Source organism: Comamonas testosteroni (genome assembly GCF_014076415.1).
Taxonomy (GTDB): Bacteria; Pseudomonadota; Gammaproteobacteria; order Burkholderiales; family Burkholderiaceae_C; genus Comamonas; species Comamonas testosteroni_F.
In genome coordinates this window covers 2,788,804-2,812,528 of record NZ_CP043568.1, presented here as the reverse complement: position 1 = coordinate 2,812,528, position 23,725 = coordinate 2,788,804, and the positions used below count along the sequence as shown (strand labels likewise).

22 protein-coding genes are annotated in these 23,725 nt (G+C 60.8%); 11 read left to right on the top strand and 11 right to left on the bottom strand.

The features are described from left to right. Positions 1–33 precede the first annotated feature (33 nt). Together F0P97_RS12750 and F0P97_RS27555 are read right to left on the bottom strand one after the other, a co-directional pair. Positions 34–1,926, bottom strand: a complete 1,893-nt coding sequence (locus tag F0P97_RS12750; protein ID WP_182287015.1) for a propionate--CoA ligase — start codon at positions 1,924–1,926, stop codon at positions 34–36. 255 nt (positions 1,927–2,181) lie between these two features. Beyond that, positions 2,182–2,607, bottom strand: coding sequence for a hypothetical protein (locus F0P97_RS27555; protein WP_232538229.1), 426 nt, complete (start codon positions 2,605–2,607; stop codon positions 2,182–2,184). A gap of 180 nt (positions 2,608–2,787) precedes the next feature. Between F0P97_RS27555 and F0P97_RS12740 the strand changes: the two genes are divergently transcribed. Both F0P97_RS12740 and F0P97_RS12735 read left to right on the top strand, forming a co-directional pair. Then, positions 2,788–3,594 (top strand): helix-turn-helix domain-containing protein, encoded by an 807-nt coding sequence (locus F0P97_RS12740; RefSeq protein WP_182287014.1) that lies wholly within the window; start codon positions 2,788–2,790, stop codon positions 3,592–3,594. Between the two features lie 83 nt (positions 3,595–3,677). Further along, positions 3,678–4,013 (top strand): VOC family protein, encoded by a 336-nt coding sequence (locus F0P97_RS12735; protein ID WP_182287013.1) that lies wholly within the window; start codon positions 3,678–3,680, stop codon positions 4,011–4,013. 98 nt (positions 4,014–4,111) lie between these two features. Here F0P97_RS12735 and F0P97_RS12730 read toward each other — a convergent pair whose 3' ends face one another. Further along, a complete protein-coding gene (locus F0P97_RS12730; RefSeq protein ID WP_004340903.1) occupies positions 4,112–4,714 on the bottom strand; it encodes an isochorismatase family protein in 603 nt (200 codons plus the stop codon). Between the two features lie 375 nt (positions 4,715–5,089). Here F0P97_RS12730 and F0P97_RS12725 point away from each other — a divergent pair, with 375 nt between their 5' ends. The 6 genes from F0P97_RS12725 to F0P97_RS12700 all read left to right on the top strand — a co-directional run bounded on the left by F0P97_RS12725 (position 5,090) and on the right by F0P97_RS12700 (position 10,241). After that, the gene (locus F0P97_RS12725; RefSeq protein WP_034349623.1) at positions 5,090–5,716 is read left to right on the top strand and encodes a C40 family peptidase; all 627 of its coding nucleotides are present in this window, start codon (positions 5,090–5,092) and stop codon (positions 5,714–5,716) included. Positions 5,717–5,911: 195 nt separating this feature from the next. Continuing rightward, a complete protein-coding gene (locus F0P97_RS12720) occupies positions 5,912–6,163 on the top strand; it encodes a GlsB/YeaQ/YmgE family stress response membrane protein (RefSeq protein WP_003079200.1) in 252 nt (83 codons plus the stop codon). A gap of 279 nt (positions 6,164–6,442) precedes the next feature. After that, positions 6,443–6,835: a hypothetical protein gene (locus F0P97_RS28050; RefSeq protein ID WP_420093905.1), complete on the top strand. Its 393-nt coding sequence runs from the start codon at positions 6,443–6,445 to the stop codon at positions 6,833–6,835. A 29-nt stretch (positions 6,836–6,864) separates the two neighbouring features. Next, a complete protein-coding gene (locus F0P97_RS12710) occupies positions 6,865–7,359 on the top strand; it encodes an EVE domain-containing protein (protein ID WP_182287011.1) in 495 nt (164 codons plus the stop codon). A gap of 283 nt (positions 7,360–7,642) precedes the next feature. Beyond that, complete coding sequence (locus F0P97_RS12705) at positions 7,643–9,055, top strand: APC family permease (protein ID WP_182287010.1); 1,413 nt, start codon at positions 7,643–7,645, stop codon at positions 9,053–9,055. Positions 9,056–9,170: 115 nt separating this feature from the next. Further along, entirely contained in the window at positions 9,171–10,241 is a 1,071-nt protein-coding gene (locus tag F0P97_RS12700; RefSeq protein ID WP_232538228.1) for an FUSC family protein, read from the top strand. A gap of 48 nt (positions 10,242–10,289) precedes the next feature. Here F0P97_RS12700 and F0P97_RS12695 read toward each other — a convergent pair whose 3' ends face one another. The 3 genes from F0P97_RS12695 to F0P97_RS12685 form a co-directional block, all read right to left on the bottom strand. Then, on the bottom strand, positions 10,290–12,044 hold the full coding sequence (locus F0P97_RS12695) for an amidohydrolase (protein ID WP_182287193.1): 1,755 nt from the start codon (positions 12,042–12,044) through the stop codon (positions 10,290–10,292). Positions 12,045–12,210: 166 nt separating this feature from the next. Further along, the gene (locus tag F0P97_RS12690) at positions 12,211–13,431 is read right to left on the bottom strand and encodes a CynX/NimT family MFS transporter (RefSeq protein WP_182287009.1); all 1,221 of its coding nucleotides are present in this window, start codon (positions 13,429–13,431) and stop codon (positions 12,211–12,213) included. Between the two features lie 320 nt (positions 13,432–13,751). Beyond that, positions 13,752–14,591, bottom strand: coding sequence for an aldo/keto reductase (locus F0P97_RS12685; RefSeq protein ID WP_182287008.1), 840 nt, complete (start codon positions 14,589–14,591; stop codon positions 13,752–13,754). A 214-nt stretch (positions 14,592–14,805) separates the two neighbouring features. On the opposite strand from F0P97_RS12685, the gene F0P97_RS12680 reads away from it, so the two are divergent. The 3 genes from F0P97_RS12680 to F0P97_RS12670 all read left to right on the top strand — a co-directional run bounded on the left by F0P97_RS12680 (position 14,806) and on the right by F0P97_RS12670 (position 16,873). Then, positions 14,806–15,657, top strand: a complete 852-nt coding sequence (locus F0P97_RS12680; RefSeq protein ID WP_182287007.1) for a DUF2167 domain-containing protein — start codon at positions 14,806–14,808, stop codon at positions 15,655–15,657. A gap of 87 nt (positions 15,658–15,744) precedes the next feature. Beyond that, a complete protein-coding gene (locus F0P97_RS12675; RefSeq protein ID WP_182287006.1) occupies positions 15,745–16,497 on the top strand; it encodes a hypothetical protein in 753 nt (250 codons plus the stop codon). Between the two features lie 61 nt (positions 16,498–16,558). Beyond that, on the top strand, positions 16,559–16,873 hold the full coding sequence (locus tag F0P97_RS12670) for a DUF2322 family protein (RefSeq protein ID WP_182287005.1): 315 nt from the start codon (positions 16,559–16,561) through the stop codon (positions 16,871–16,873). A gap of 6 nt (positions 16,874–16,879) precedes the next feature. Here the strand turns inward: F0P97_RS12670 and F0P97_RS12665 are convergent, their stop codons facing one another. The 5 genes from F0P97_RS12665 to F0P97_RS12645 all read right to left on the bottom strand — a co-directional run bounded on the left by F0P97_RS12665 (position 16,880) and on the right by F0P97_RS12645 (position 23,652). Further along, on the bottom strand, positions 16,880–18,109 hold the full coding sequence (locus F0P97_RS12665; RefSeq protein ID WP_182287004.1) for a GGDEF domain-containing protein: 1,230 nt from the start codon (positions 18,107–18,109) through the stop codon (positions 16,880–16,882). A gap of 172 nt (positions 18,110–18,281) precedes the next feature. Then, on the bottom strand, positions 18,282–19,442 hold the full coding sequence (locus F0P97_RS12660) for a YbdK family carboxylate-amine ligase (RefSeq protein WP_182287003.1): 1,161 nt from the start codon (positions 19,440–19,442) through the stop codon (positions 18,282–18,284). After that, positions 19,432–20,715, bottom strand: coding sequence for a cation:proton antiporter (locus F0P97_RS12655; protein ID WP_182287002.1), 1,284 nt, complete (start codon positions 20,713–20,715; stop codon positions 19,432–19,434). Before F0P97_RS12655 ends, F0P97_RS12660 begins: the two co-directional genes overlap by 11 nt. Positions 20,716–21,117: 402 nt before the next feature. Further along, positions 21,118–22,293, bottom strand: a complete 1,176-nt coding sequence (locus F0P97_RS12650; RefSeq protein ID WP_182287001.1) for a M20 aminoacylase family protein — start codon at positions 22,291–22,293, stop codon at positions 21,118–21,120. A gap of 15 nt (positions 22,294–22,308) precedes the next feature. Continuing rightward, positions 22,309–23,652, bottom strand: coding sequence for a DUF3100 domain-containing protein (locus F0P97_RS12645; RefSeq protein ID WP_182287000.1), 1,344 nt, complete (start codon positions 23,650–23,652; stop codon positions 22,309–22,311). Positions 23,653–23,725 lie beyond the last annotated feature (73 nt).

Genomic DNA, 23,725 nt, shown 5'->3' with positions numbered 1-23,725 from the left:
GGGAGTGAAGCTCCGCAACCACCGCTGCGGAAGTTACAGCCGCTGTTGTACCTGGGTCAGAGCCGCCGGATCTTCCATCGTACTCAGGTCACCGGGATCACGACCTTCGGCCACGGCCTGCAGGGCCCGGCGCAGCAGCTTGCCGCTGCGCGTCTTGGGCAGGGCCGTGACGAAAATCACGCGAGACGGACGCGCAACCGCACCCAGACGCGAATCGACCAGCTTCATCACATCGGCTTCGAGGGCCTTGCTGGAGACCTCATCGGCCACCAAGGCAGCATCGCGCACCACGGCAAAGGCCAGCGCAGCCTGGCCCTTGAGATTGTCGGCAACGCCAACCACGGCCACTTCGGCAATCTGGGCATGGGCTGAGATGCTCTCCTCGATCTCGCGCGTGCCCAGGCGATGGCCAGCCACATTGATCACATCGTCGGTACGGCCAAGGATGAAGTAGTAGCCGTCTTCATCGCGGATGCCCCAGTCGAAGGTGCTGTAGATCAGGCGACCCGGAATGCTCTTCCAGTAGGTGTTGACAAAGCGGTTGTCGTCACGCCAGACCGTCTGCATGCAACCGGGCGGCAGCGGACCTTCAATCGCCAGCACGCCCTTCTGATTCGCCCGGGTCAACTCCTCGCCGCTGGCGTCATCGATGAGCTTGACGTTGTAGCCATAGACAGCCCGGCCCGGACTGCCAAAACGCGTGGCCTGCTTTTGCACGCCGTTGCACAGCGTCATGATGGGCCAGCCGGTCTCGGTCTGCCAGTAGTTGTCGATGATGGGCTTGTTGATGGCCTGGCTGATCCAGGTCGCCGTGGGCTCGTCCAGCGGCTCGCCAGCCAGCCACAGGGCCCTGAGGCTGGAGATGTCGTAGCGCTTGAGGTAATCCGCATCATGCTTTTTGAGCACGCGAATCGCCGTCGGCGCCGAGAACATGTGCGTGACCTTGTATTTCTCGACAATGCTCCACCAGATGCCAGCATCGGGGTTGACCGGCAGCCCCTCGTACATCACCGTGGCCATGCCCGCAATCAGCGGCGCATAGATGATGTAGCTATGACCCACGACCCAGCCGATATCGCTGGTGCAGAAGAAGGTCTGTCCGGCCTGGGCATCGAAGATGTGCGGCATGCTGGCCGCCAGCGCCACGGTATAGCCACCCGTATCGCGCTGCACGCCCTTGGGCTTGCCCGTGGTGCCGCTGGTATAGAGGGTGTAGCTGGGATGAGTTGATTCCACCCAGACGCAGTCCACCTGCGCATCCAAGTGCCGGGAACGCAAGGCCGACCAGTCATGGTCGCGGCCCGCCTTCATGGGCATTTCGGCCAGTCCGCGGTTGACCATCAGCACGGCAGCGGGCTGGTGGCTGGACTGCCTGAGCGCTTCATCCAGCAAAGGCTTGTAGGCCACGACGCGACCGCCGCGCGAGCCCGCATCGGCGCTGATGATGACCTTGGGTTCGGCATCATCGATGCGCGACGCCAGCGCGCCCGAGGCAAAGCCGCCGAACACCACGGAGTGAATGGCGCCCAGACGCACGCAGGCCAGCATGGCAAAGCAGGCCTCTGCAACCATGGGCATATAGATCTGCACCCGGTCGCCTTTTTGCACACCCAGCGACTGCAGCACGGCGGCCATGCGGTTGACTTCCGCATGAAGCTCGCGGTAGTTATAGACCTTTTCGGTGCGGGTTTCGGTAGAAATGGCGATCAACGCATTCTGATCGCCGCGCACCGCCAGATGACGGTCGATTGCGTTATGGCAGAGATTGGTGGTGCCGCCCACAAACCATTTGGCAAATGGCGGCTGGCTGTAATCACAGATCTGCTGGGGCTTCTGCTGCCAATCGATCAGCCCGGCCTGCTCTGCCCAGAAGCCGTCGCGGTCATCAATGGAACGCTGATAAAAATCTTCGAAACGCGTGGTCATGAATATGTCTCCTTGACTCTCCGTCTTTTGCAGAGAGCTTTCTGAATTCATAATTATTCATAATGCGCTTGCCAAAAGCTGACAACTCCGCGCTGCGCGGACAGACAGACGGGCCCGTCGAACTCAGAAGCTGTAGCGCAGGCCGACCGAGATCTGGCTGGAACTCAGCTTGGCGTGCATCTGCCCACCCTGCAGGCCACGGACATGGGTGAAATTGTTGGCAACGCCATGGGTCTTGCCCATGCCCACATAGCGTTAGCCCAGCTTAATGCTGACCTTCTGGACCGGTAAGTAGCTGATGCCAAATACCAGCACATAAGCCAGATTGTTCTGGGAATCGCTGAAGTGCTGGCGGTTCACATTGCCTTGCCAGCTGCTGGACTGCAGGTGCGCCAGCCCCGGGCCTGGCGTGCCGTACACGGAAAACTGCACGTTCAGGGGAAAATCCTTGTACGCATTGACGATCAGGCGCAGCGAACCGATGCTGTGGTGATTGAAGCTCGCGGGAAAGCGCGTGGATCCGCTGGTGAACTCGTTGCTCCTGGGCATGGTGTATTCGGCTTCCAGGCGCCAGTCTGAGGGAGGCTGGTAGCCCTGTACCAGGGAGCCTCCGTGGCGCGGCGGCTGTCGCCGCCAGGCATGAACTGCCCCAGACCGGGTGAGCGCTGGAGTCCATGCCATGGGCCTTGTAATTGGAGGAATTGATGTGGACGGAGCCATAGAAATAATCGGCAACCGAAGCGCTGCCCGAGGTGGCCAGGAACAGGGTGGTCGACAACCAGCCCAGCTCGGCGCCGATTGAGGTCGCTTGCCTTCGGATCAATTGCCCCAAGCACAATGCTTTTTGCAAGGAAAATGGATTTGAACTCGGAAACGATCTATCAGAGACGAGCCGCTCATGGAGTGGTGTTCGGCCTTGCTGGCTTTGCAGAAGTTGCCGGCCGCTCAGTTTCGCGCCTTGAGCCATGCCAGCCACGTCTCAAGATCATCCTGGCTCAGCAAGACATTGCTCTCGGTCGGCTGAGCGACGCACCGACGACGCACAAGGCCTTTGTAGTTGGTCCGTCCTGTGGACCGCTACGCGCAGGACATGATGGCGTCTTGACCTGCGTTGAAATCGATCTGCCTGCCTGGGCAGGTGTCGCCGCATTTGGCCGCCCCTTCCACCATGAACCATTGCCGCTTGCCGATCTGACGGGTTCGAGTGCTGATCGATTGCTCGAAGCTCTCTCAGATGCCACCGATTGGCACAACCGCCTTGCCTTGGTCGAGGCGTTCATTGTGGGTCGGCTCAGTGCCGGAGTGCGGCGCATCAGTCCGGAAATCCAATGGGCCTGGGAAAAGCTGGAAAGTGGCAACGGCCGTGCTTCGATCCGAGAACTGGCAGATGAAATCGGCTGGAGCGGTCGTCACTTCGGGCAACGCTTTCGCCATGAAACCGGCATCCTGCCCAAAACAGCCATGCGCATGATGCGTTTCGCCCGCGCCAGTCGTCTTGCAGAAGATTCGAGAGAATCGTTAGCCGATATCGCATATGTGTGTGGCTACGCCGATCAGAGCCACCTAACGCGCGAGTTCCTTGAGTTTGCGGGCCGTTCGCCGGATGCCCACCGAAAAGCCCGCTTTTCTGACCTGCCAGGGACATCGGCGAAGAAAGCCGCAGGCTAGAGCCCGGTCATTTTCATTCAATACGCGCCCCCGTAGCTGGGTTTACCTTCTCAGCCAGGCATCACCGCCGCAGGAGAAAATGTATGAATGGAGAAGTGGGCTATATCGAGTTTGGAGCCAGCGAAGCGGCAATCACGTCACGGTTCTTCGCAGATCTCTTCAATTGGCCGTTTCACGCCATGGGCAACCAGGGCGATGGCTGGTTCGAGACACCGAACATCAAGGCAGGGCTTCACGGAAACGATGCCGGCAATCATGCCGTGATTTATTTTCGCGTGAGCGACATCGAGAAATCGGCAGCGCAAGTGCGTGAGCTGGGCGGCGAAGTCGATGAGCCCGGCTCCAGCGAGCCGGGATTCGGCCGTTTCTACAATTGCCGCGATCCGCAGGGGTTGCGTTTCGGTCTATTCCAAGCTTGAGACTCCATCCTCATTGGTTCAGAGTGCTGCAGGCTGAAATGAAAAAAGGCGCTCCGCAGAGCGCCTGAGGGCTGCAAGGCCGGGGCCCGCGCCTCGGCTTACTTGACCAGAGCCAGCATCTCCTTGAAGGCAGGGTCTTCACAGGTGCGCAGCCACTCGAACATCACCATCTCGGTGGTCACCAGCTCGGCGCCGGCACCTGCCAGACGGTCAAATGCTGCATCCCGGTTGCGCTCGGTACGCGAGCCGCAGGCATCCGTCACCACCCACACATCGAACTCGTCTTCCAGCAGCTCCAGCGCCGTCTGCAACAGGCAGACATGGGTTTCGCAGCCGGCAATCACCACCATATTGCGCTCGGGCGCCTGCTGCTGGGGCTTTTGCAGATGCTTGGGCAGGCTGCGCGCATTGCCGCCCTGGGGCTTGGCGGGAGGACGCAGCCATTCGCCCAGCCCCTCCGGCACGGCGCTGAAATACATTTTCTCCAGCGTCTTCTGGCACAGCGCCTTAAGCTCCGCATTGTTGGCGCCAAGGCGCGAGGGGTTCTGCTCCGTTCCCCAGACAGGCACATCCAGCAGCTGCGCCATCTTGGCCAGTTTGACCGCATTGGCCAGCGCTTGCGCGCCTTCGTGAATGACGGGCATCAGCTTGTCCTGGTAGTCCACCAGAACCAGTTGCGACTCGGAAGCTTCTAACAACATGGCAAATCTTTCTTAAAACCGTGTCAAGCCGCTGCCAAAAAAGAGCGGCGCTCGCACAGGACAGACGCGCGGCGCGCTGAGGAAGCGCGTCACATCGGCTGCAATCGATGGCGCTATTGTCGCTGCAAGCGCATGCCGGGGTAGAAAGTCCGTCAATGCAACGCCTTTCACATGTCAATACCATGAATTGGTGCATTCCCGACCCTCATTCACCAGAATGGGGAAATTACGTACGGCAATACGCTGCAAATTTGAGAGCAGCTCACGCAATAAGCTTATGCCCGCAGCTCACTTGCTGTGCTGCATCAAAAACCAAGAGAAAAAAATGGAAATAGAGCCCCCATCCTACAAATGAACGTGTTACCCTCACGCCCCATGTCCCGATGGCTTATTGCACTTCTATTTGTCGGCGTTACCTCAGCGCACGCGGCGCCTAGCGAGCAGCGTGACGACGACATGGCCCAGTTGCTGGTCAACCGCGGCCTCATCACCCAGTTGCGTGAAGCTCGCCACTCTGTGGCCGAGAAGACGACTGACTTCGTGCGCGAAGCACGTCAGAACGTGGCCGAAAAAACCTCCGATCTGGTGGTAACGGCCATGGGCTTCCTTGGCGTTCCCTATCGCCTGGGTGGAACCAACGCCGAAACCGGCTTCGACTGCAGCGGTTTCGTGCGCGCCATCTACTCCCAGACCATGGGCAAGGTTCTGCCTCGCGTCTCTGCTGAGCAGGCCAATGCCACCCAGCAGATCGACCGCAGCGACCTCAAGCCTGGTGATCTGGTCTTCTTCAACACCATGCGCCGCACATTCAGCCATGTGGGCATCTACGTGGGTGACGGCAAATTCATCCACGCACCGCGCACCGGCGCAAGCGTGCGTGTGGAAAGCATGCAGACCTCCTACTGGGCGCGCCGCTTCGACGGCGCCCGCCGCGTCGAAGGCGCTGACGCCTCGGCGACCACGGCTGCTGCATATAGCGCCCTGGGCCCATTGCAGCCCTGATTCCGAATCGGGGCCTGACCAAAACGCCTGCTTCTGCAGGCGTTTTTGTTTCTCCCTTGGTCCCTGATGTAGCCCAGCCTCCGTGTGTTTTCACGCAAGAACCGCGCTCGCGCCTACATTCAGAATCGTCCGACATAGTCGAACCATCGGGCCGGGTAGAGTCACTTTCGTTAGAGCACCAACAGGGAACAGAATATGTCCATCATCGGAACCATCATCGTCGGTCTTATCGTCGGTTTGATCGCGCGGGCCATCAAGCCGGGCAATGACAGCATGGGCTGGATCATGACGATTCTTCTCGGTATCGTCGGCTCGTTTGTAGCTACCTATCTGGGCTCGGCCATGGGCTGGTACCAGCCCGGACAAACCGCAGGCTGGATCGCATCGGTCATTGGTGCGGTGATTCTTTTGTTTATTTATGGCATGGTACGCGGTAAGGCCAACTGAATCTGAATTCCGACCAAAAGGGGCCGACAAGCCCCTTTTTCTATTTCCGTCATCTCCTTATCGAATATGTGGAAAAAAGACCCGAGCTTCAGAAATCTTAGTGCGACCAGAGCGGAGCGCAAAGACATTGCCCAAGCCGCTGAACGGGCCCGCAAACTACTGAGAAGACGGGCACTCGTCAGCGCTGCCGCCAGTGTCATTCCCATACCCGGTCTGGACTGGGCTGCAGATGCCGCTCTGCTCGCACAGCTCTATCCGCGCATCAACCAGGAGTTCGGGTTGACGCCAGAGCAACTCGACCAACTCACGCCAGGAAAGCGCGAGCAAGTCCAGAAAGCAATCGCCATGGTTGGCTCCGTGCTGATCGGCAAGTTCATCACCCGCGACATGGTGCTGCGCCTCGGCAAAGCCATGGGACTGCGCATGAGCACCAGGCAGGCCGCCAGATATGTGCCGCTACTGGGCCAGCTCGCAGCTGCATCCATAGGCTACGCGACGCTGCGCTATCTGGGCGAGCGCCATATTCAGGACTGTATGCGGGTGGTGGAAGAGGCCGAGCTGGACATTCCAGGCCGCTGGCTGGACACCCGAAATCTGCTGCAACGCAATAGCGATCTGGTGCGCAATTGGCAGCAAGACCGAGGTCCCTGGCAGCGTGGCCGTGAAGACTGAGACAGCAACCTCTCGCAGACAATGCACCTATGAACGACAGCAGCCTCCAAGCCCATCGTTACTGGCTCATGAAGAACGAGCCCGACGAGTATTCCATCGACCATGCTCTGGCGTCCCCCGAGCAGACCATTGCCTGGAATGGCGTGCGCAATTACCAGGCACGCAATTTCATGCGTGACGATATGCAGGTGGGTGACGGCGTGCTGTATTGGCATTCCAGTTGCGCCGAACCTGGGATTTACGGCATTGCCCGCATTGCCGGCAATCTGCGCGTGGACCCTTCCCAGTTCGACCCTGCGGACCCCTATTACGACCCCAAGTCCCAGGCAGACAAACCGCGCTGGCTTATGCTGGATGTGCAGGCGCTGAAAAAGATCCGCCCACTGCTGATGCCAGAACTACGCGAACAACCTCAACTGGCGCAGATGCGCGTGCTGCAAAAAGGCAATCGTCTCTCCATTACCCCCGTGACCGAAGCCGAATGGCAATGCATTCAGTCTCTGCTGCAGGGGAGTAGAGGCTGAGCATATTCATGCTCTTCCAGTCATAGCAAGCTGCGCTGATACCGGCCTGAAATTAATGCGTTTCTCATCATAAGCAACCTCGGCAGCAACAAAATCCGATAATGCCGGCTTTTCGCTGTTGCCTGACCCGAGGCCCAGCGGAACCCAAGAATGGCGCCCTGCTTCAGGGCATGTCCAAACCATTGATAACACAGTGGCAACCAAGCTGGGACCCATCTCTGCGGCGCATTGCCACGCGCAGGCCGGTGCGGGTTTTGTGCCGGCTCTCTTGTTCTTGTAGAAGATGACTGCACTGACTGATCGCCCGCCCTTGGCAGCCTCGACCACCTCCCCCGTTCGCCTGCAAAAGACTCTGCTGCTATGGCATGTGATCATCATCGGCCTGGCCTATATCCAGCCGATGACATTGCTGGACACTTTCGGCATGGTCTCGCGCGATTCGCTGCAGCATGTGCCCACCTCCTACTTTGTCGCCTTGCTGGCCGTGCTGCTGACCTCGCTGAGCTACGGCCACATGATCCGTCGCTACCCATCCTCGGGTTCGGCCTATACCTATGCGCAAAAGGCCATTCACCCCAACGTGGGCTTCATGGTGGGCTGGTCGTCATTGCTGGACTACCTGCTCTCGCCCATGGTCAATATCTTGCTGGCCAGGATCTATCTGACCTCCATGTTCCCCGAGGTCAACCACTGGGTCTGGATCGTCTGCCTGACCGCGCTGATGGTCTGCGTGAATCTGCGCGGCATTCGCTTTGTCGCCCATTTCAATGGCTTGATCGTGTTCTTCCAACTGCTCATCATCGCCATCTTCACCTGCATGGTCTGGCGCGATCTGCATGCAGGCCGTAATGCCCTGGGCGCGATTGCCGAACATGGCGGCCAGGGCCTGTGGACGCTGTCGCCCTTCTGGAGCTCCCAGGCCGAAATCGGCGCACTGATTACCGGAGCCACCATTCTCTGTTTTTCGTTCACGGGCTTTGACTCGCTGAGTTCACTGGCCGAAGAGACCCACGACACCCGAAACACCTTGCCCAAGGCCATTTTTCTGACGGCGCTGATTTCCGGCCTGATCTTCATTGCGGCCACTTATTTTCTGCAGCTCTATTTCCCCGGCAACCCGAGACAGTACTTCGAGGCCGTGGACGAAACCCAACCCGAGATCCTCTATCTGGTGGGGGGCGCGCTGTTCAAGTCAGTGGTGCTGTCCTTTGCCATCGTCACCGTCATGGCCTCGGGCATCGCGGCTCACGCTGGTGTATCGCGCCTGATGTATGCGATGGGCCGCGACGGCGTGATCCACAAGCGTTTCTTCGGCCATGTCAGCCCCAAGTCCTTCACGCCTTCCTACAACATTCTGCTGGTGGGCGCGGTAGCGCTGACCGCTGGATTTCTGAGCCTGGAATATGTGGTCGCCCTGATCAGCTTCGGCGCGCTGACGGCTTTCAGTTTTGTCAATCTGTCGGTGCTGGCTGAATATATATGGCGCCAGGGCCGCTGGCACACCCCGGGCGACCTGCTGCGCTATCTTGTCACTCCGGTGCTGGGCTTCATGAGTGTAGGCGCCATGTGGCTGGAGGTGGAGCCCAGCTCGCTGAGTTCGGGCCTCATCTGGGGCAGCATCGGCCTTGTCTATCTGGCCATCATCACCAGTGGCTTTCGCAAGACTGCGCCCCAGTATGACGACTCGGCGGACTGATCCGCCGCGCAGCATTTTCGGGTGGCGTGGCGTATTTCCCACAGGGCAATCTCGCCGCGCCCTCTAACATCCTTGAATCAGAGTCTGATCGACCGCCATGCCAAGGAGTTTGAGATTGCGCTGGAGCACCCCGTTCATGCTGGCCTGGCGTCGTGCCAAGACCACTTTTCCATCGCGGGCCAGGCTGGCCCTGCGTGATGCGATTGCTGCAGCACTGGCCAGCATGCTGGCCTGGGTCATCGCCCAGCAGCTTTGGGGCCACCCCAAGCCCGCCTTCGCCGTGGTCACTGCCGTGATCTGCCTCGCCCCGGGACTGCCCAGCCATCTGAAACAGGCGCGCAGTCTGCTCATAGGCTGCACACTGGGTATCGTGATCGGCGATCTGCTGTGGCAGTTGCCCGAGCAGCATCTGTTGCTGCGCATGAGTCTTGGCGCATTCCTCTCCATCCTGCTTGGCGCCATCATCGGCCCCGCGCCCGTGGTGCCGATTCAAGCCGGGGTCTCGGTGATTCTGGTGCTGGTGCTCGGCCCCAGCATGGCGGGCGGAGCCCGTCTGCTGGACGTCACGGTCGGTGCTGCGGTCGGGCTTATCTTCAGCCAGGTGTTGCTGACCTCCAATCCCATCAAGGATATGGGCCGGGCCGCCTCGATCTTTCTCAAGCAGCTTGCCAACGGTCTGGATCTGATTCTCAAGGCCTGCCAGCAGCAGAAAGCCGATGCGGCCGAAACCGCCCTCGGCCAGCTATCACTGGCCCATGAATCGCTGGCCGCCCTGCGCGCCGCCGTAGGCCAGGCCCATTCCTCGCGCCGCTGGTCATTGCGCGGACGGCTCAATGCAGAGCGACTGGCTTTTGTCACCCGCCGCTATGACCGCCATGCCGTGCGCGTCTATGCCACGGCTCTGCTGCTGGCCGAAAGTCTGAACCGTGCCACCGCCCACACCGGGAAGCCGCCGCCTGCGGCGATGGCCGACTACTGCCGCTGGCTGACGCATGCCTGTCTGGATCTGGCCAACCAGCCAACCGTGGTAGCGCTCAAGGCTGATGATCCACTGGCGACCATGGACAGCTGCCCTGCATCAACTGCACCGACAGAAGTACTTCAGCCCGAATGGCGGCTGGTGCACGAAAATGCCCAGCAACTGGAGCGTGCATTGCGCGCCCTTATCGGCTCGCGCGATGCGTGAAAAACATTCACCCAAACGCATACCCATCCATCGCAGGCAGCCCTCAAATCAGAAGTTTGACCCGTCGCGCTTGTAAACCGTGCGCCCTTCCTTGATGGTCTCCAGCACCTGGAGATTGGCAAGCTGATGCGGCGGCACGGTCAGCGGGTTGTCCGAAAGCACAACCAGATCGGCCAGCTTGCCGACCTCGATGGAGCCCTTGCGGTCTTCCTCGAAATGCTGGTAGGCCGACCATATGGTCTGCGCCTTGAGCGCCACCCAGGGCGAGACGCGATGCTCCGGCCCCAGCACACGCCCTGAGCGCGTCGTGCGATTCACCGTGGCATCGAGCACGCGCATCGACGATGGCAGGGCCACAGGCGCATCGTGGTGAGAGGTGAACACCATGCCCTCGCCCAGCACCCAGCCTGTCGGCGAGATGTTCTGCGCACGCGGATCGCCCAGCACCGAGTCGTGGTGCCAGTCGCCCCAGTAAAAGGTATGCATGGGAAACAGCGACGGGAAAATGCCCAGCTCCTTGAGCTGGCTCACCTGGTCGCGCCGCAGCGTCTGACCGTGGATCAGCACCGGGCGTACAGCACGCGCCTGCTCCACGGGACCGCTGGCTCGCACGGCTGCAATGAACTGATCGATCGCCGCATCGCCGTTGCCATGCACCAGAATCTGCCAGCCGTTGTGGATGGCCCTGGCCACCTGCTCGTTGGCCCTGACATCGCTGAGCACCCCGTAGCCGCGGTAGCCGGGCTGCTGGCCATCGGGCGGTACCAGATAGGGCTCGGTCAGCCAGGCCGTCTTGCCCTGGGGCGAGCCATCGAGCGTGAGCTTGACACCGCCAATGCGGAAGCGATTGGTATAGCTGCGGCTGAACTTGAGCTTGTTGGCCAGCGCGCCGTCGCCCAGTTGCAGTATGTCGGGATAGGACACCACGTCGATGACCAGCCGACGGGACTCGGCAGCCGCCATGGCCGAGGCAATGGCAGCTGCGTCGGAGCGACCGTCCTGCACCGTGGTATAGCCGAACTCCAGATAGAGCTGCTGGGCTTTTTCCAGCCAGTCCATGGATTGCTCCAGCGTGAGCTTGGGCATGATCCTGCCCAGGCTGTGGAAGAAGGCGTTCTCCTCCAGCACCCCGTTGGGCACCGGGCTGCCGGCACGGCGGCGGATCACGCCGCCCTCTGGATTGGGAGTGCCGGGCCCGATGCCGGCACGGGCCAGGGCCGCGGAATTGAGTGCACCGAAGTGCCCGGACTGGTGAATCACGGCAATCGGCAGATCACGGGAGACGGCATCGAGGTCGTCACGTGTGGGATGGCGCCGCTCCTGAAGCTGGGAATCGTCATAACCAAAGCCGAGCACGATGCCAAGCTGCTTGACCTCGGGTGAAGTCTTGATGTACTCACGCAGCGTCTGCTGCAGGTCGGCGATAGAGGCGTTGCCGCCGTCGGGCGGAGGCAGCAGATTGGCCGAAATGGCCTGCAACCCCACGCCGCCGATATGGCTGTGCGGATCCACAAAACCCGGAATCAGCGTGCGCCCCTGCAAGTCCACCATGCGCGTGGAAGCGCCGCGCAAGGCCTCCAGTTCCTGAGCCGAGCCAATGGCGGCAATCATCCCGGCACTCACCGCCACGGCCTCCACCTGGGGCTGAGCGTCGTTCATGGTGAGAATCGGGCCGCCGTAATAGATCAGCTCGGCGGGCTTGACCGCCGTCTTGGTACGACGCGAGGCACAGCCCGCGAGCCAGGGCGTTGATGACAATACCGTCAGCGAGGCTGCGGTGGCGAGAAACTGGCGCTTTTGCATCATGGACCTCCACAAGACTGCAGCGTAACCGCAGTTCAGACTCGAATCATGCTTGAGCTGGCAATTGGGTCCTGTGCGTCAACTCAAAACAATGCATCAAATCGGGCTACCGCGCCTATCCGACAAGAACTGCAAGCTCATCAATACAGAGCATCATTCCCTGGTCTCAATCCCTGAGGTGGCTCCAGCAACGACCCACTCCCAGCGCCAGCAACCAGCCCAACACGCACATGCTGCCCGTCACCATCCAGGTGAACTGCCAACCTCCCATCTGCATGGCCACGGCCGCCACCAGCGGAGGACCTGCGAATTGCCCCACGCAAGACCATTGCTGCATGAAACCCACGGTGGTGGACACCGTGGCCTGGCTGGGCGCCAGATGCATGGCCGTTGTGAACAGGGTCGCCGGTATCAGGCCGCCCGTCGCAGAGAACAGCGCCACGGCCACAAAGCGCAGCCACAGAGGAGCCAGCGGCTCGCCCCCGATCTGCACATAGGCCAGCAGCGCCGTCAGCCCCATCAGCACATAGCCGGTCTGCAGGCAGTGCGCAGGACTCCAGCCGCGGTGCAACAACCTGCCTGCCGCCACATTGCCCAGTATATTGCTGGCGGCGACCACGGCCGTCAGCAGGCCCGCCAGCTTGGCACTAAGTCCTGCTTCCGAATAAAGCGTGGGCAGAAAGCCGACAATGCCCATCCACTGACCCGAATACACCATAAAGCCCAGTGACACCAGCCAGGGGCCGGGGCTGCGCAATGTGAGCGCCAGACGCGGACGCCATCTCTCATCGGCAGTGGCTGCGACGGCTGCAGTTGCAGTTGCATCCGCAGGCACCATGCGCCAGACGGCATAGGCCGCCAAGGCGGAAGTAAAGCCCAGTGCAAGCCACCAAGTCTGCCAACTGGTCGCCTGCAGCACCCATGGCCCAAGCAGCAAGCCCAAGGCACTGCCAATGGGCATATAAGAGCCCCACCAGCCCATGCGCGCCCCCAGTTCTGACGGCTTGACGCTGCGACGAATCAGCCCTGGAGCAGGCATGGCAACCAGCAAAAAACCCAGACCTTCCAGAGCGCGCAGCGCCAGCAGCCAGGTGAAGTCCGTGGCCGCAGCCCCCACCAAGCTGGACAGTGCCATCATCATCAGCCCTGTCAGCAGGCTGCGACGCAGCCCCCATTTGTCTGCCCCCAGGCCCACCACCAGGCCCAGCACCATGCCCGCCACCTGGACGGTGGAGAGCAAGAATCCCGCCTGCACCAGGGACATGCCCAGTTGCTGCTGCAGCAGGGGTACGGCGGGCGGTAGCTTGCCCACATGCAGCGAGGCACTGACGCCCGCAGCGACGATGATCCATGAGGGGTTCAGACCCCGGCTAGTCACAGGCTCCACCACGTTGTCTCTTTTTCTCAGCTAGGTGATATGTCAACTATCTAGCATATGACAAAACATGAGGCCGATAGACAAGCAGGCTCGCAAGCACTGTCAACACAGGCAGCCCTTAGCCCGGATCGCGCAAGAACACGGCCGAGCACGGGGCAGCCGTAGGGATCAGCAAAGCCGTCGAAGGTCAGAGTGCTGGTGGCAATGATGACGCAGGCGCCAGCGATCCGGGAGCAGAAATGGGAGCGAGGGGCATTGGTCTGGGAGCCGGCACAGGCAGGGACCGCAACCGGCAACGCCACCTCGACCGACGCTGACGCCCTTCTTGCTCAGAGAATGTCCAGCGGCTGCTTGAAGCGCGGCGGGGGCGATGCAGCATCGATCAGCGCCAGCTCCTCGGCACTGAGCCTGAGCTGCAGTGCGCAGACGTTGTCTCGGATATGGTCTGCCGAGCCGCTCTCGGGAATTGGCAGCACATGGCCGCTGCGCAGCGCCCAGGTCAGAGCCACCACACTGGCACTGACACCATGGCGAGCACCGATTTCGGCCAGCAAACTTTGCTCGATCAGCTCACCATGTCCAAGCGGGCAATACGCCATCACGGTCACGCCGTTGTTCTGGCACCAGGGCAGCAAGTCATATTCGATGCCGCGGCTGAAAACGTTGTAGAGCACCTGATTGACCACGCAGTTGCGTCCGCCCGGCACTTGCCACAGCTCCTTCATATCGTCGGTGTCGAAATTGGAGACGCCCCAATGGCGAATCTTGCCCTGCATCTTCAGGTCCTCGAACGCTGCCACCGTCTCGGCCAGCGGCGTACTGCCACGCCAGTGCAGCAAATACAGGTCCATGCAGTCCACTCCCAAGCGCTCGCAGCTGGCACCGAACGCACGCATCACTCCCTTGCGGCCAGCATGCATGGGCAGCACCTTGCTGACCAGAAAGGGCCGGGGCTTGCTGGACGGCCACTCACGCAGCACATCGCCAATCAGTTTCTCGGATAGGCCGTCGCCATACATCTCGGCAGTGTCGATCACGCTCAGGCCGAGCTGCAACCCCGTGAGCAAGGCCGCTTTCTCCTCGTCCCAGCTACGCCGCCCCTGGCCAAGATGCCAGCTACCCATGCCCAGACTGGCATGTCCCTGTAAGAAAGCTATGGCACTGTGCATATGACCGATCTCCAAGAAAATTCCTAAAAACATGCTGTTTGTCTGATATCACTGACGCTTTGCGCTATCAATCCGGCTACTTGTGTCAGCTCAGTTTGAGCCACGTTATGCTTCGCTTGCGAATCAACGACGATGATTCGAATATGTATGTGAAATCAAGTTCGCTATTACCAATAGCTTTCCTCAATAAATTCATAACACGGGAGTTCATTGAATGTTCAAGTCCATCGCGGCCGCCGTTCTCGGCCTGTCACTTTCTCTGGGCGTCTCGGCCAAGACTGAAGCCACTCAGGAATTACCTCCTGAAATCAAGGCCCTGCACTGGCAGGAAAGCGGCAAGGGAGAAATCGCCGACAAGGCCAGCATCAAGATTCCATCGGGCTATGCCTTTCTCGGACAGGCCGACACGTCCAAGCTGCTGCAGGCATTTGGCAACCCGCCCAGCAGCGATCACTTTTTGATTGCGCCCAAATCGCTGGACTGGTTTGCAGTGTTCTCCTATGACGAAACTGGTTACGTGAAGGATGACGAGAAGATCGATGCCAACGACTTGCTCAAATCCATGCAATCAGGCGACAAGGCCGGCAACGAGCAACGCAAGAAGCTGGGTCTTGAAGCGCTGTACACCGATGGCTGGCAGGTTCCCCCACATTACGACACCGCCACCAAGCGACTTGAGTGGGGCCTGCGTCTGCGCGGAGAGTCGGGCGAGAAAAATGTCAACTACACCTCGCGCATTCTGGGCCGCAGCGGCGTGATGACAGCCACCCTGGTATCCGACACCGCCACACTCGCCCAGAACACCGATGAGTTCAAAAAGGTACTCGCCGGCTTCGACTACAACAGCGGCCAGACCTATGCCGAGTTCAAGAACGGTGACAAGGTCGCCGCCATCGGCCTGGGTGCACTGGTACTCGGCGGTGCTGCCGCAGTGGCCACCAAGAAAGGCCTCTGGGGTGCGATTGCAGGCTTTCTGGCTGCAGGCTGGAAGATCATCGCCGCCGCAGCGGTCGCGCTGTTCGCTGGCATAGGCAAACTGCTTGGCCGCAAGAAAGCCGCTGAATAAAGCATTAGGTCGGCCGCAGCTTCACTCCTGCAACCCCACCCCGCGCATCGCTAAGATCGCGGGGTTTGTCTTGTCACGAAAGCCGTCTTGTACTTCACGATCTCCACGCAGCTGCAGGTAGTTCTGGCCATCGTACTGTTCTATCTTTATGACACTGCCTTGCTGCTCAAGCCAGAAGAGGGTTTGCTGAGCCCGCTACGATCGGGATGGCGGGCACAACTGGCCAGCCAGGGCTTCGAGCTGCGTCAGAACCGCCTGCTATGGCTGCCTGTCTTTGCACTGCACCGGCCCGCCTACCGGCAGCGCTGGAGCACCACCCGGATTCATCTGCCCGGTGACGCGGTATTTTCAAAGGCAGTGGAGGCACATGCCCGCAGCTTCAAGGCGTTTGCGCTGCCGCTGTATCTGCTGGCGGCACTGCTGTTTCTCGGTCTTCCCGCCGCCTTGCTGGTGCTGCATTCCGAACTGCTGCAGCTGATCGCACTCGCGCTGATCTATCTCAGCACCGCCTGCCTGAGCTGGCTTGCCCTGCGCCACGGCAAGCAGGGCCACAGCAATCGTGCCTTCGCGCGCTCCACTGCATTTCAGATTCTGCTGTGCCCGCCATTTGCCCTCAATGTGGTGCGCAAGCTTTCGCTGTCCTACGAGACTGAAGCTGATTTCTTGCAGGCGGCGCAGGCACTCATGAGCGCCCCGCAGTGGCAGGACCTCGCAGCACAGGTTCAGCAACTGATGCAGCGCGAAATGGATGAAATTGCCGAGTTGCCCGAATATGCGCCAGCGCTTGCGCAGATGCAGCAGGCGCTGCGGGCGCTGGAGCAAAACAAGGCCCGAAACTGAACAGGCCATCAGGCTGCCCCACAATAGCGGGTTCCATCATAGCGACCATCGCGAGCACACCATGGCCTTTTCCGACAACCTCAAGCAACTTCCCTCCATCGCCCATATCGCCGAGCTGCAGCTGATCGACTCGGAGGGCAAGCTGGCCGCAAGCATCCCGAATGCGCCTGGCAAAGCCGGCTCGGTCACGGTCTACAACGCGCTCTACGCAAGACATGGCAGCATCAATGTCGCCGCTGCCGAAGAAGGTCTGCAGCTGTTTGCCGAGCATACCGAAGACGCCAAGGCACGCCCCGGTGCCCATCCCAATATCGATCGCCTTCTGGACGTGATTGCCAGCGGCAAGGGCTATGCCGTGACGGTGATCGCCGCCTGACTGCCCTCAGGCCCTTTCCCGGTTAGAAAGGCTTGATCTTCTTGCCTTGCTTTCTGGCACCTGAGGCACAAGGTATTCGGGGTCCGCACGCTGAACGCGGTTGCGCCCGGCGCTCTTGCCCCGATAAAGAGCAATATCGGCCTGCTGCAGCGTGATGTCAAATGCCTTAGAAGTGATGAACGGATTGGAAACGCCAATCGTCGCCGTGCAAGTGACAGAGCCGTGCAGGCTGATTCCAGGTATCGCGATTGCTGCAATCGCCGCACGTATTCTTTCGGCCAGTTGCAGAACTTCATCGCCCTTCAGGCCCGGGCAAAGGACCAGAAACTCCTCGCCGCCCAGACGACATTTCAGATCACTTCTGCGCGTGCTCTGCTGAATCGCTTCTGCCACGCGATACAGCACGTTGTCGCCAAACTGGTGTCCATAGTTGTCGTTGATGCGCTTGAAATGGTCAATGTCCACGATCAAGAGGTGGACAGGTTCGGCTTTCCTGGCTGCGAAATGCGCCTCCAGACCATCTAGCAAACCACGACGATTGAGCAGCTTGGTCAGCGGGTCCTGCGCTGCCATGCTGCCGAGTTCATCGGTCAGACGGCGCAAGGCCAGCCAGACAGCGCCTGGCGGAATCACCGTACCGAGGAAAGACATATAGACATAGAACACCATCTGGAACCGGCTGTTCATGTCCAAAGCCTGCAATCCCCCCTTCAGAATCAGCATGAACTTCATGGCATTGAGAACACATATGCCCGCGATCAGGATGGCAAACACCACCATCTCCACGGCCATATTCCTGGCAAAGCTGCGCGTTCCCCAGAGCAAAGCGATCGTCATGCAGAGAAACAGCAAAGCGCAGGCCGCAGCCAACATGGCATGACGCGCCTCCGGACCCAGCGCAGACTGCACCAGCACCTGAGCCGCACTGTAGGCCAGCGCCAGAACCACCAGCGGACGCCATACCGGGGTCGGCTGATTGAAGAACCGCATCGCGCCCAGCACATACACTACCGGCGCGCACAGCGTCAGCGTGTGATTGACGAGGCTCATAACACTCCAGCCAGGCTTGCCGCCCAGCAGCTGCAATATATACGCGCAGCCAAGCAGCAGATTGCCCAGAGCAAAGACTTCCATGCCCATTTTTCTGCCGGGCAGCCTGCGACTGATCAGCATGAACAGCACGCAAAAACACAACAGATGCACGCAGAGCATGCCAAGGATGACGGTCGCAACCATGAAATCGCTCATTTCCGATAAAGGCAGGCGCCGCTTGGCTCAGGCCATGAGGAAAGCCGCACCCGCGGGTCAAAGCAGGACTGGCACAGGCTTTACTCAAGCCTTATCAACCCGCACTCTTAAGTGCTGGCAACTCTAATGCCTTGCGCCGAGCCGATAATGTCAACGCCAATCAGGGCCTGCCGGCAAATCTGAGCGAAGCCTGGCGTACCACCTCCGGCAACTGCTGCACCCGGGCATAGCTCCCGCGCAGCCAGCTCGCATCGTTGCCGCCCTGCAGCACCTGGGCCAGCTCCCGCAAAGCGCTCTTGCCGGATGCCGGCGAATGGGCGGTGATGCGCTCCAGCGTCTGCTCAATATGCTCGCGCAGCGGCAGTTGCTCGCTGGAGGCGGGGTCCACATAGGTGCCGTCCAGACCAAACCGGCAGGCCTGGAAGCGGTTATAGGTGTAGACCAGATAGTCGTCTTCGCTGGGTTCGAAGGGCTGCTCACTGAGGAACCAGGCGCCCAGCGCCTGAACATAGGCCGCCAGTTGCGCCGCGCGATGGATGGACAATGGCGTATCGAAGACACGTACTTCCACAGTGCCGAACTCCGGCTTGGGACGGATATCCCAGTAGAAGTCCTTCATGCTGTGAATCACGCCCGTGGCAGCCATCTTGACAAAGTAGCGCTCGAAGTCCTCCCAGTGCAAGGCAAATGGCGCGCGCCCCGAGAGAGGAAATGCGAACACCGAGTTCAGGCGCGCAGAGTCAAACGCCGTGTCCTGCCCCTGCACAAAGGGGCTGGATGCGGACAGCGCAATGAAATGCGGGATATAGCGCGAGAGCCGGTGCAGCATCATCAGCGCATCATCAGCACTGGGACAGCCCACATGCACATGCTGGCCGAAGATGGTGAACTGCTTGGTCAGATAGCCGTACAGCGCCGTCAGTTCCTTGAAGCGCGGCTTGTCGTAAATGCGCTGCTGGTGCCATTGCTGAAACGGGTGCGTACCGCCACCGGCCAGCGCGATATTGAGCCGGTCAGCCGCCTTGACCAGGGCATCGCGCGTGACCGCCAACTGCTCATACGCGTCCTGTGCATCGCTACAAATGCCGGTAGAGATTTCGATCATGCTGGCCGTCACCTCGGGAACGATGGAGCCTGGAACCTTGGCGTTCTTGAGCAGCGCCAACATATCGGGCGCATAAGGCGTCATATCGTAGTGATGGGTGTTGAGCAGCTGCAGCTCCAGCTCCACGCCCAGCGTCAATGCCTGAGATGGAGCGAATTCGCCCAGGCCACCAGCCTCTGCTGCAGTCGGTTGGATGTGTTCGACTTCATGCGTCATGACGTCTCTCCCCTCTTTGCAAGGCTGCGCGGCCCACGCCACGATGGGCATCGCCGCTGCGCCACAGCGCCGTTGCAGCCAACAGCACACCCAGTACCTCGCACAAGGCAATCATGGGCAAGGCAATGGCCGCGAGCTGCTGGGCCACGCTGGCGTTGAAGGCAGTCCACTGCAACACCAGGACAGAGACCATAAGCAGGGCCACACCCGAGAGCGCAAACTGTCCGCAGGCCACGGGCCATTGTCTGCGCCAGCCTATGGCCGTACCGTGTCCCAATAGCAAAACCGCAGAGAATTTGCCGACTGCCCTTGCCAGTACAGCGCTAGCCACTACCGACACAAGAGCGAACGACATGCCGACCTGGGCGGCCATACTGGCAACCAGTACAAACATCAGCAGATTGAGCATGGCATTGGCCGCCTGAAAGGCCTGGGGCCAGATCAAGGGCATGGGGCTGAGATTGCGCAGCATCAGCCCCGCGACCATAAAGCCCAGCGCAGCCGAACCGCCCCATTGCTCGGCAAGCAGGCAGACCGCAGTCATGGCCGCGAGCAGATAGAAGGCCGTGCTGTCGCTGCGCGATGACTGCCAGCGCAACACCGGCCAGAAAGCGGCCGTGACCAGCAAGGCCCAGAACAGGGTCAACAGCAGGCTGAGCAGCAAACGCCCCAGTCCCGCAGCCGAGAACTGCAGGCCGCCGCCCGCCGCAGCCGTGGCCGGAACAAATACCACCGTCAGCACCAGCGCCCCCAGCAGCGCCAGCAAGGTGCTGATGGTTGCCAGCAGCAGACTGCGATCCGTCACTGCACCGCTGGCACGCAAATCATCGGCAATGCGCAGCAGTACAGCCGGCGATGCCGCCATGGATATCACGCCGACGGCCAGCGCGACGGCCCAGCCCCACCCCAGGACCAGCAAGGCGGCAGTCACCACCATCAGAGTCAACAAGGACTCACCCAGGCTTTGCAGAAGCAGCCAGGGCTGACGCAGCAGCCAGGGAAGAGAAACCTGAGATGCAGCCAGCAACAAGCTCGCGCCCACGGCAAGCTCCAGCAACAGCGCCGAACTGCCCTGCAGAGGCCAGGGCAGGTCACCAAACCCCACCCAGCCGGCAAGCAGACCGACCATCGTGTAGCCAAGCATGCGTGGATAGCCGGTAAAGCGATGAACCAGATGACCGAGCAAGGCGGCGGCCGAAACCAGCACGCACCAGCTCAGCAGCGGTGGAAATCCGGCAGGCCAGATGCCCGCCTCCAGATTGCCGAACGGCATATAGCGCCCTCCTGTATCAAGACCCGGACAATGCGACAAAGTCGTGGCACCAGGGTTGGTGCAGGCAGCGTTGCGAAAGAGATGCGGTCAGCGCCGCGTGAAATCCCGGCCATGCGCCAGAATGCAACACCTGCTATTGCGCAACCAGCTCTTCACCCACAGGATCAAGGTGGCCGCCACGCACGCCCCAGTTCCCGTTCAGATAACGACAGGAACTATCTCGGAGCGCTACAAACATCATAGGGCCCCTGCATCCAATGGCGTTAAAGGGTGTCAGCCTTCCGACATTTCTGTGACCGAATGCATTGCTTGGTGCAGTTTTGCAAACCGCCAAATCATAAAAAACGCCGGGCTCAACTCTGCGTTGACCCGGCGTAGGTATGTATGGCAAAAACTGCGCTCTCAGGCTGGCAGCTTGCCGTCCTTCAGCAGCGTACCCACCAGCGCCACCCAGTAACGCATACCCAGCGGGAGATTGGCATCATTGAAGTCGTACTTGGGATTGTGCAGAGAGGCGCTGTCCTCGCCATTGCCCAGCCAGATATAGACGCCCGGGCATTCCTGCGCCATGAAGGCAAAGTCTTCCGAGGCCATGCTGGGAACCATATCGCGGCGCACCTTGCCTTCGCCCAGCACGCTGGTCAGCACCTCGGCGCAGACTTCCGCATGCCTGGGGTTGTTGATGGTCGCTGGATAGCTGACGCGGTAGTCTAGATGGGCCTCCAGGCCGTGCAGCGCGCAGGTCGCGGCAATCGCATCGCGAAAACGTTGTTCGATGCGCGCGCGCTGAGGCATGTCGAAGCAGCGCACGGTGCCGCGCAACTTGATGACTTCGGGCATCACGTTGTAGGTATCGCCGGCGTTGAAGCTGGTCACGCTCAGCACGGCCGGCTTGTGAACCTCCTGTTCGCGCGCAATCAGCGCGGGCAGCTGCGTCACCAGCTGACAGGCCGCCAGCAACGCGTCCTTGCCCAGATGCGGCATGGCGGCATGGCAGCCCTTGCCGCTCAGCGTCAGGTCAAAGATGTCGAAGGCTGCCATCACGGCTGTGGAATGCACGCCCGCCGTACCCACCGGCAGACCCGGCCAGTTATGCATGCTGTAGACCGCGTCCATGGGAAAGCGCTTGAACAGCCCTTCTTCGATCATGGCGCGCGCGCCACCTTCGTTTTCCTCGGCGGGCTGGAAGATGAAATACACGGTCCCCGCAAAATCGGGCGCCGAGCTCAGAGCCTGGGCCGCCCCCAGCAACATGCTGGTATGCCCGTCATGGCCACAGGCATGCATACGACCGGCGTGCGTGGACGCATGCTCACACTGGTTGAGTTCCGTCACATTCAGCGCATCCATATCGGCGCGCAGGCCGATGGAGAGTCCGACGCCAAGACTGCCATTGAGCACGGCGACCACGCCGGTACCGGCCAGGCCGGTGTGCACTTCGAGACCGAAGCTCTTCAGGAGCTCAGCCACGCGTGCGCTGGTACGGTGCTCCTGAAACGCGGTTTCGGGATGACGATGAAAGTCGTGACGCCAGGCTTGCAGCTCCTGCTGGCCGGGCCATTTGATGGTGTTCATCATGGTCTTGCTCCGGTTTTACAGCGTGTGGACAAAGGTCTGGGCGATCAGCGTCGCGGCCAGGAACACACCGGCATTGGCCAGCAGCGAAACCACCACGATGCGCCAGCCCAGACGGCGGAAGGCCGGGATGTCCTTGGCCAGCGACAGGCCCGCAAACGTAAGCATGGGCGTGATCATGGCCAGGAAGTTGACCTTGCCGGTCAAAGCTGCCACTTCGGCGGCATAAGGCGTGAGCGGGAAGGTCATGGCCATGGCGATGAACGAAATCCAGCACACGGCGGGCAGCATGCGGCGCGTGCCGACATAGATCAGGTCGCCGACAAACACAGCGGCAATGATGAGCAGCACGCCGGGCAGCGCATCCATCACGGGCACGCCATGGCCGATGCGGTTGCCGATCAGCACCATGGCGCCGACCAGAACCCAGGAAGCGAAGCGCATGCCCAGACCCAGCGCCGGCACCTGCGCCTGTTCTTCGTCCTTGGCGGCAGACAGGTCTACCGCCTGCTCCACCACGGCCTGCTTGCGCTTGCGGCCCAGAATCGGCTCCAGCCATTGATAGGCACGCAGGGCCAGGGGCAGCGAGATGAACAGCGTCAGATAAGTGCCCACCGTCGTCGCAATCAGATTGGCAGCAGCGGCAAAGGTGGCGATCTGGTCGCTCATCTCGGGATGCTGGGCGGCGATCGCGCCCACAGCGGCAGCCGTCATGCTGCCCGAGCCAACGCCGGCGCCCATGCCCAGGGCCAGCGGGTGGAAGATATTGAGGCTGGAGACAAAGCCGGCCAGCAGCGAGATGAAAATGGCGCCGATCAGCGTGCCGGTGATGTACTCGGCCAGCACGCCACGGCCTTCGGGCGAATCCATGCCGAAACGCTCGCCGATGATGGCCAGACCCGGCTCACGACCGATGGAGAACGTCGCGCCAATGGCTTCGCGCTTGATGCCCAGCAGCAGTGCCACGGGCATGCCCAGGGCGACGCAACCGACCAGATTGCCCAACTCCTGCAACACCAGTCCCCAGCCGACTTCCGCCAGCTTGGGCAGCGAACCACCGACCAGCAGACCCAGCTTGGCAATGAACAGAAACAGCGCGCAAGACAGCACGGCAGCGGCCAGGTTCTGGCTGTACAGGCCCAGTTGCAGCGGGCCGGGCATGCGCTTGCGCAGCAGACCCAGCACCAGGCCGATAAGCAGTGCCCAGATCATGGGCAGCAGCACCACCTTGCCCACGCCCAGCGAAATGGGCAGCGGCCCCAGCCACTCGGACAATGCCGCAATCACCAGCGCCAGCGCAAATACCTGCACCACGCTGCCCACATTCAACGCGGCCTTGGCCGGCTGCACCTCTGTACGCATCAACTTTCCTTGCGCACGACGGCCGCTGCCGACGCGCTGAAATAGCTTTGAACCCTGAAAATGGGCACGGCCA

What these genes read in the sequence shown, in the direction of transcription:
- F0P97_RS12750 (WP_182287015.1), bottom strand. Translation starts at nt 1,926, where the DNA reads ATGACCACGCGTTTCGAAGATTTTTATCAGCGTTCCATTGATGACCGC.
- F0P97_RS27555 (WP_232538229.1), bottom strand. Translation starts at nt 2,607, where the DNA reads ATGGCATGGACTCCAGCGCTCACCCGGTCTGGGGCAGTTCATGCCTGG.
- F0P97_RS12735 (WP_182287013.1), top strand. Translation starts at nt 3,678, where the DNA reads ATGAATGGAGAAGTGGGCTATATCGAGTTTGGAGCCAGCGAAGCGGCA.
- F0P97_RS12730 (WP_004340903.1), bottom strand. Translation starts at nt 4,714, where the DNA reads ATGTTGTTAGAAGCTTCCGAGTCGCAACTGGTTCTGGTGGACTACCAG.
- F0P97_RS12725 (WP_034349623.1), top strand. Translation starts at nt 5,090, where the DNA reads ATGTCCCGATGGCTTATTGCACTTCTATTTGTCGGCGTTACCTCAGCG.
- F0P97_RS12720 (WP_003079200.1), top strand. Translation starts at nt 5,912, where the DNA reads ATGTCCATCATCGGAACCATCATCGTCGGTCTTATCGTCGGTTTGATC.
- F0P97_RS12710 (WP_182287011.1), top strand. Translation starts at nt 6,865, where the DNA reads ATGAACGACAGCAGCCTCCAAGCCCATCGTTACTGGCTCATGAAGAAC.
- F0P97_RS12705 (WP_182287010.1), top strand. Translation starts at nt 7,643, where the DNA reads ATGACTGCACTGACTGATCGCCCGCCCTTGGCAGCCTCGACCACCTCC.
- F0P97_RS12695 (WP_182287193.1), bottom strand. Translation starts at nt 12,044, where the DNA reads ATGCAAAAGCGCCAGTTTCTCGCCACCGCAGCCTCGCTGACGGTATTG.
- F0P97_RS12685 (WP_182287008.1), bottom strand. Translation starts at nt 14,591, where the DNA reads ATGCACAGTGCCATAGCTTTCTTACAGGGACATGCCAGTCTGGGCATG.
- F0P97_RS12680 (WP_182287007.1), top strand. Translation starts at nt 14,806, where the DNA reads ATGTTCAAGTCCATCGCGGCCGCCGTTCTCGGCCTGTCACTTTCTCTG.
- F0P97_RS12670 (WP_182287005.1), top strand. Translation starts at nt 16,559, where the DNA reads ATGGCCTTTTCCGACAACCTCAAGCAACTTCCCTCCATCGCCCATATC.
- F0P97_RS12665 (WP_182287004.1), bottom strand. Translation starts at nt 18,109, where the DNA reads ATGGTTGCGACCGTCATCCTTGGCATGCTCTGCGTGCATCTGTTGTGT.
- F0P97_RS12660 (WP_182287003.1), bottom strand. Translation starts at nt 19,442, where the DNA reads ATGACGCATGAAGTCGAACACATCCAACCGACTGCAGCAGAGGCTGGT.
- F0P97_RS12655 (WP_182287002.1), bottom strand. Translation starts at nt 20,715, where the DNA reads ATGCCGTTCGGCAATCTGGAGGCGGGCATCTGGCCTGCCGGATTTCCA.
- F0P97_RS12650 (WP_182287001.1), bottom strand. Translation starts at nt 22,293, where the DNA reads ATGATGAACACCATCAAATGGCCCGGCCAGCAGGAGCTGCAAGCCTGG.
- F0P97_RS12645 (WP_182287000.1), bottom strand. Translation starts at nt 23,652, where the DNA reads ATGCGTACAGAGGTGCAGCCGGCCAAGGCCGCGTTGAATGTGGGCAGC.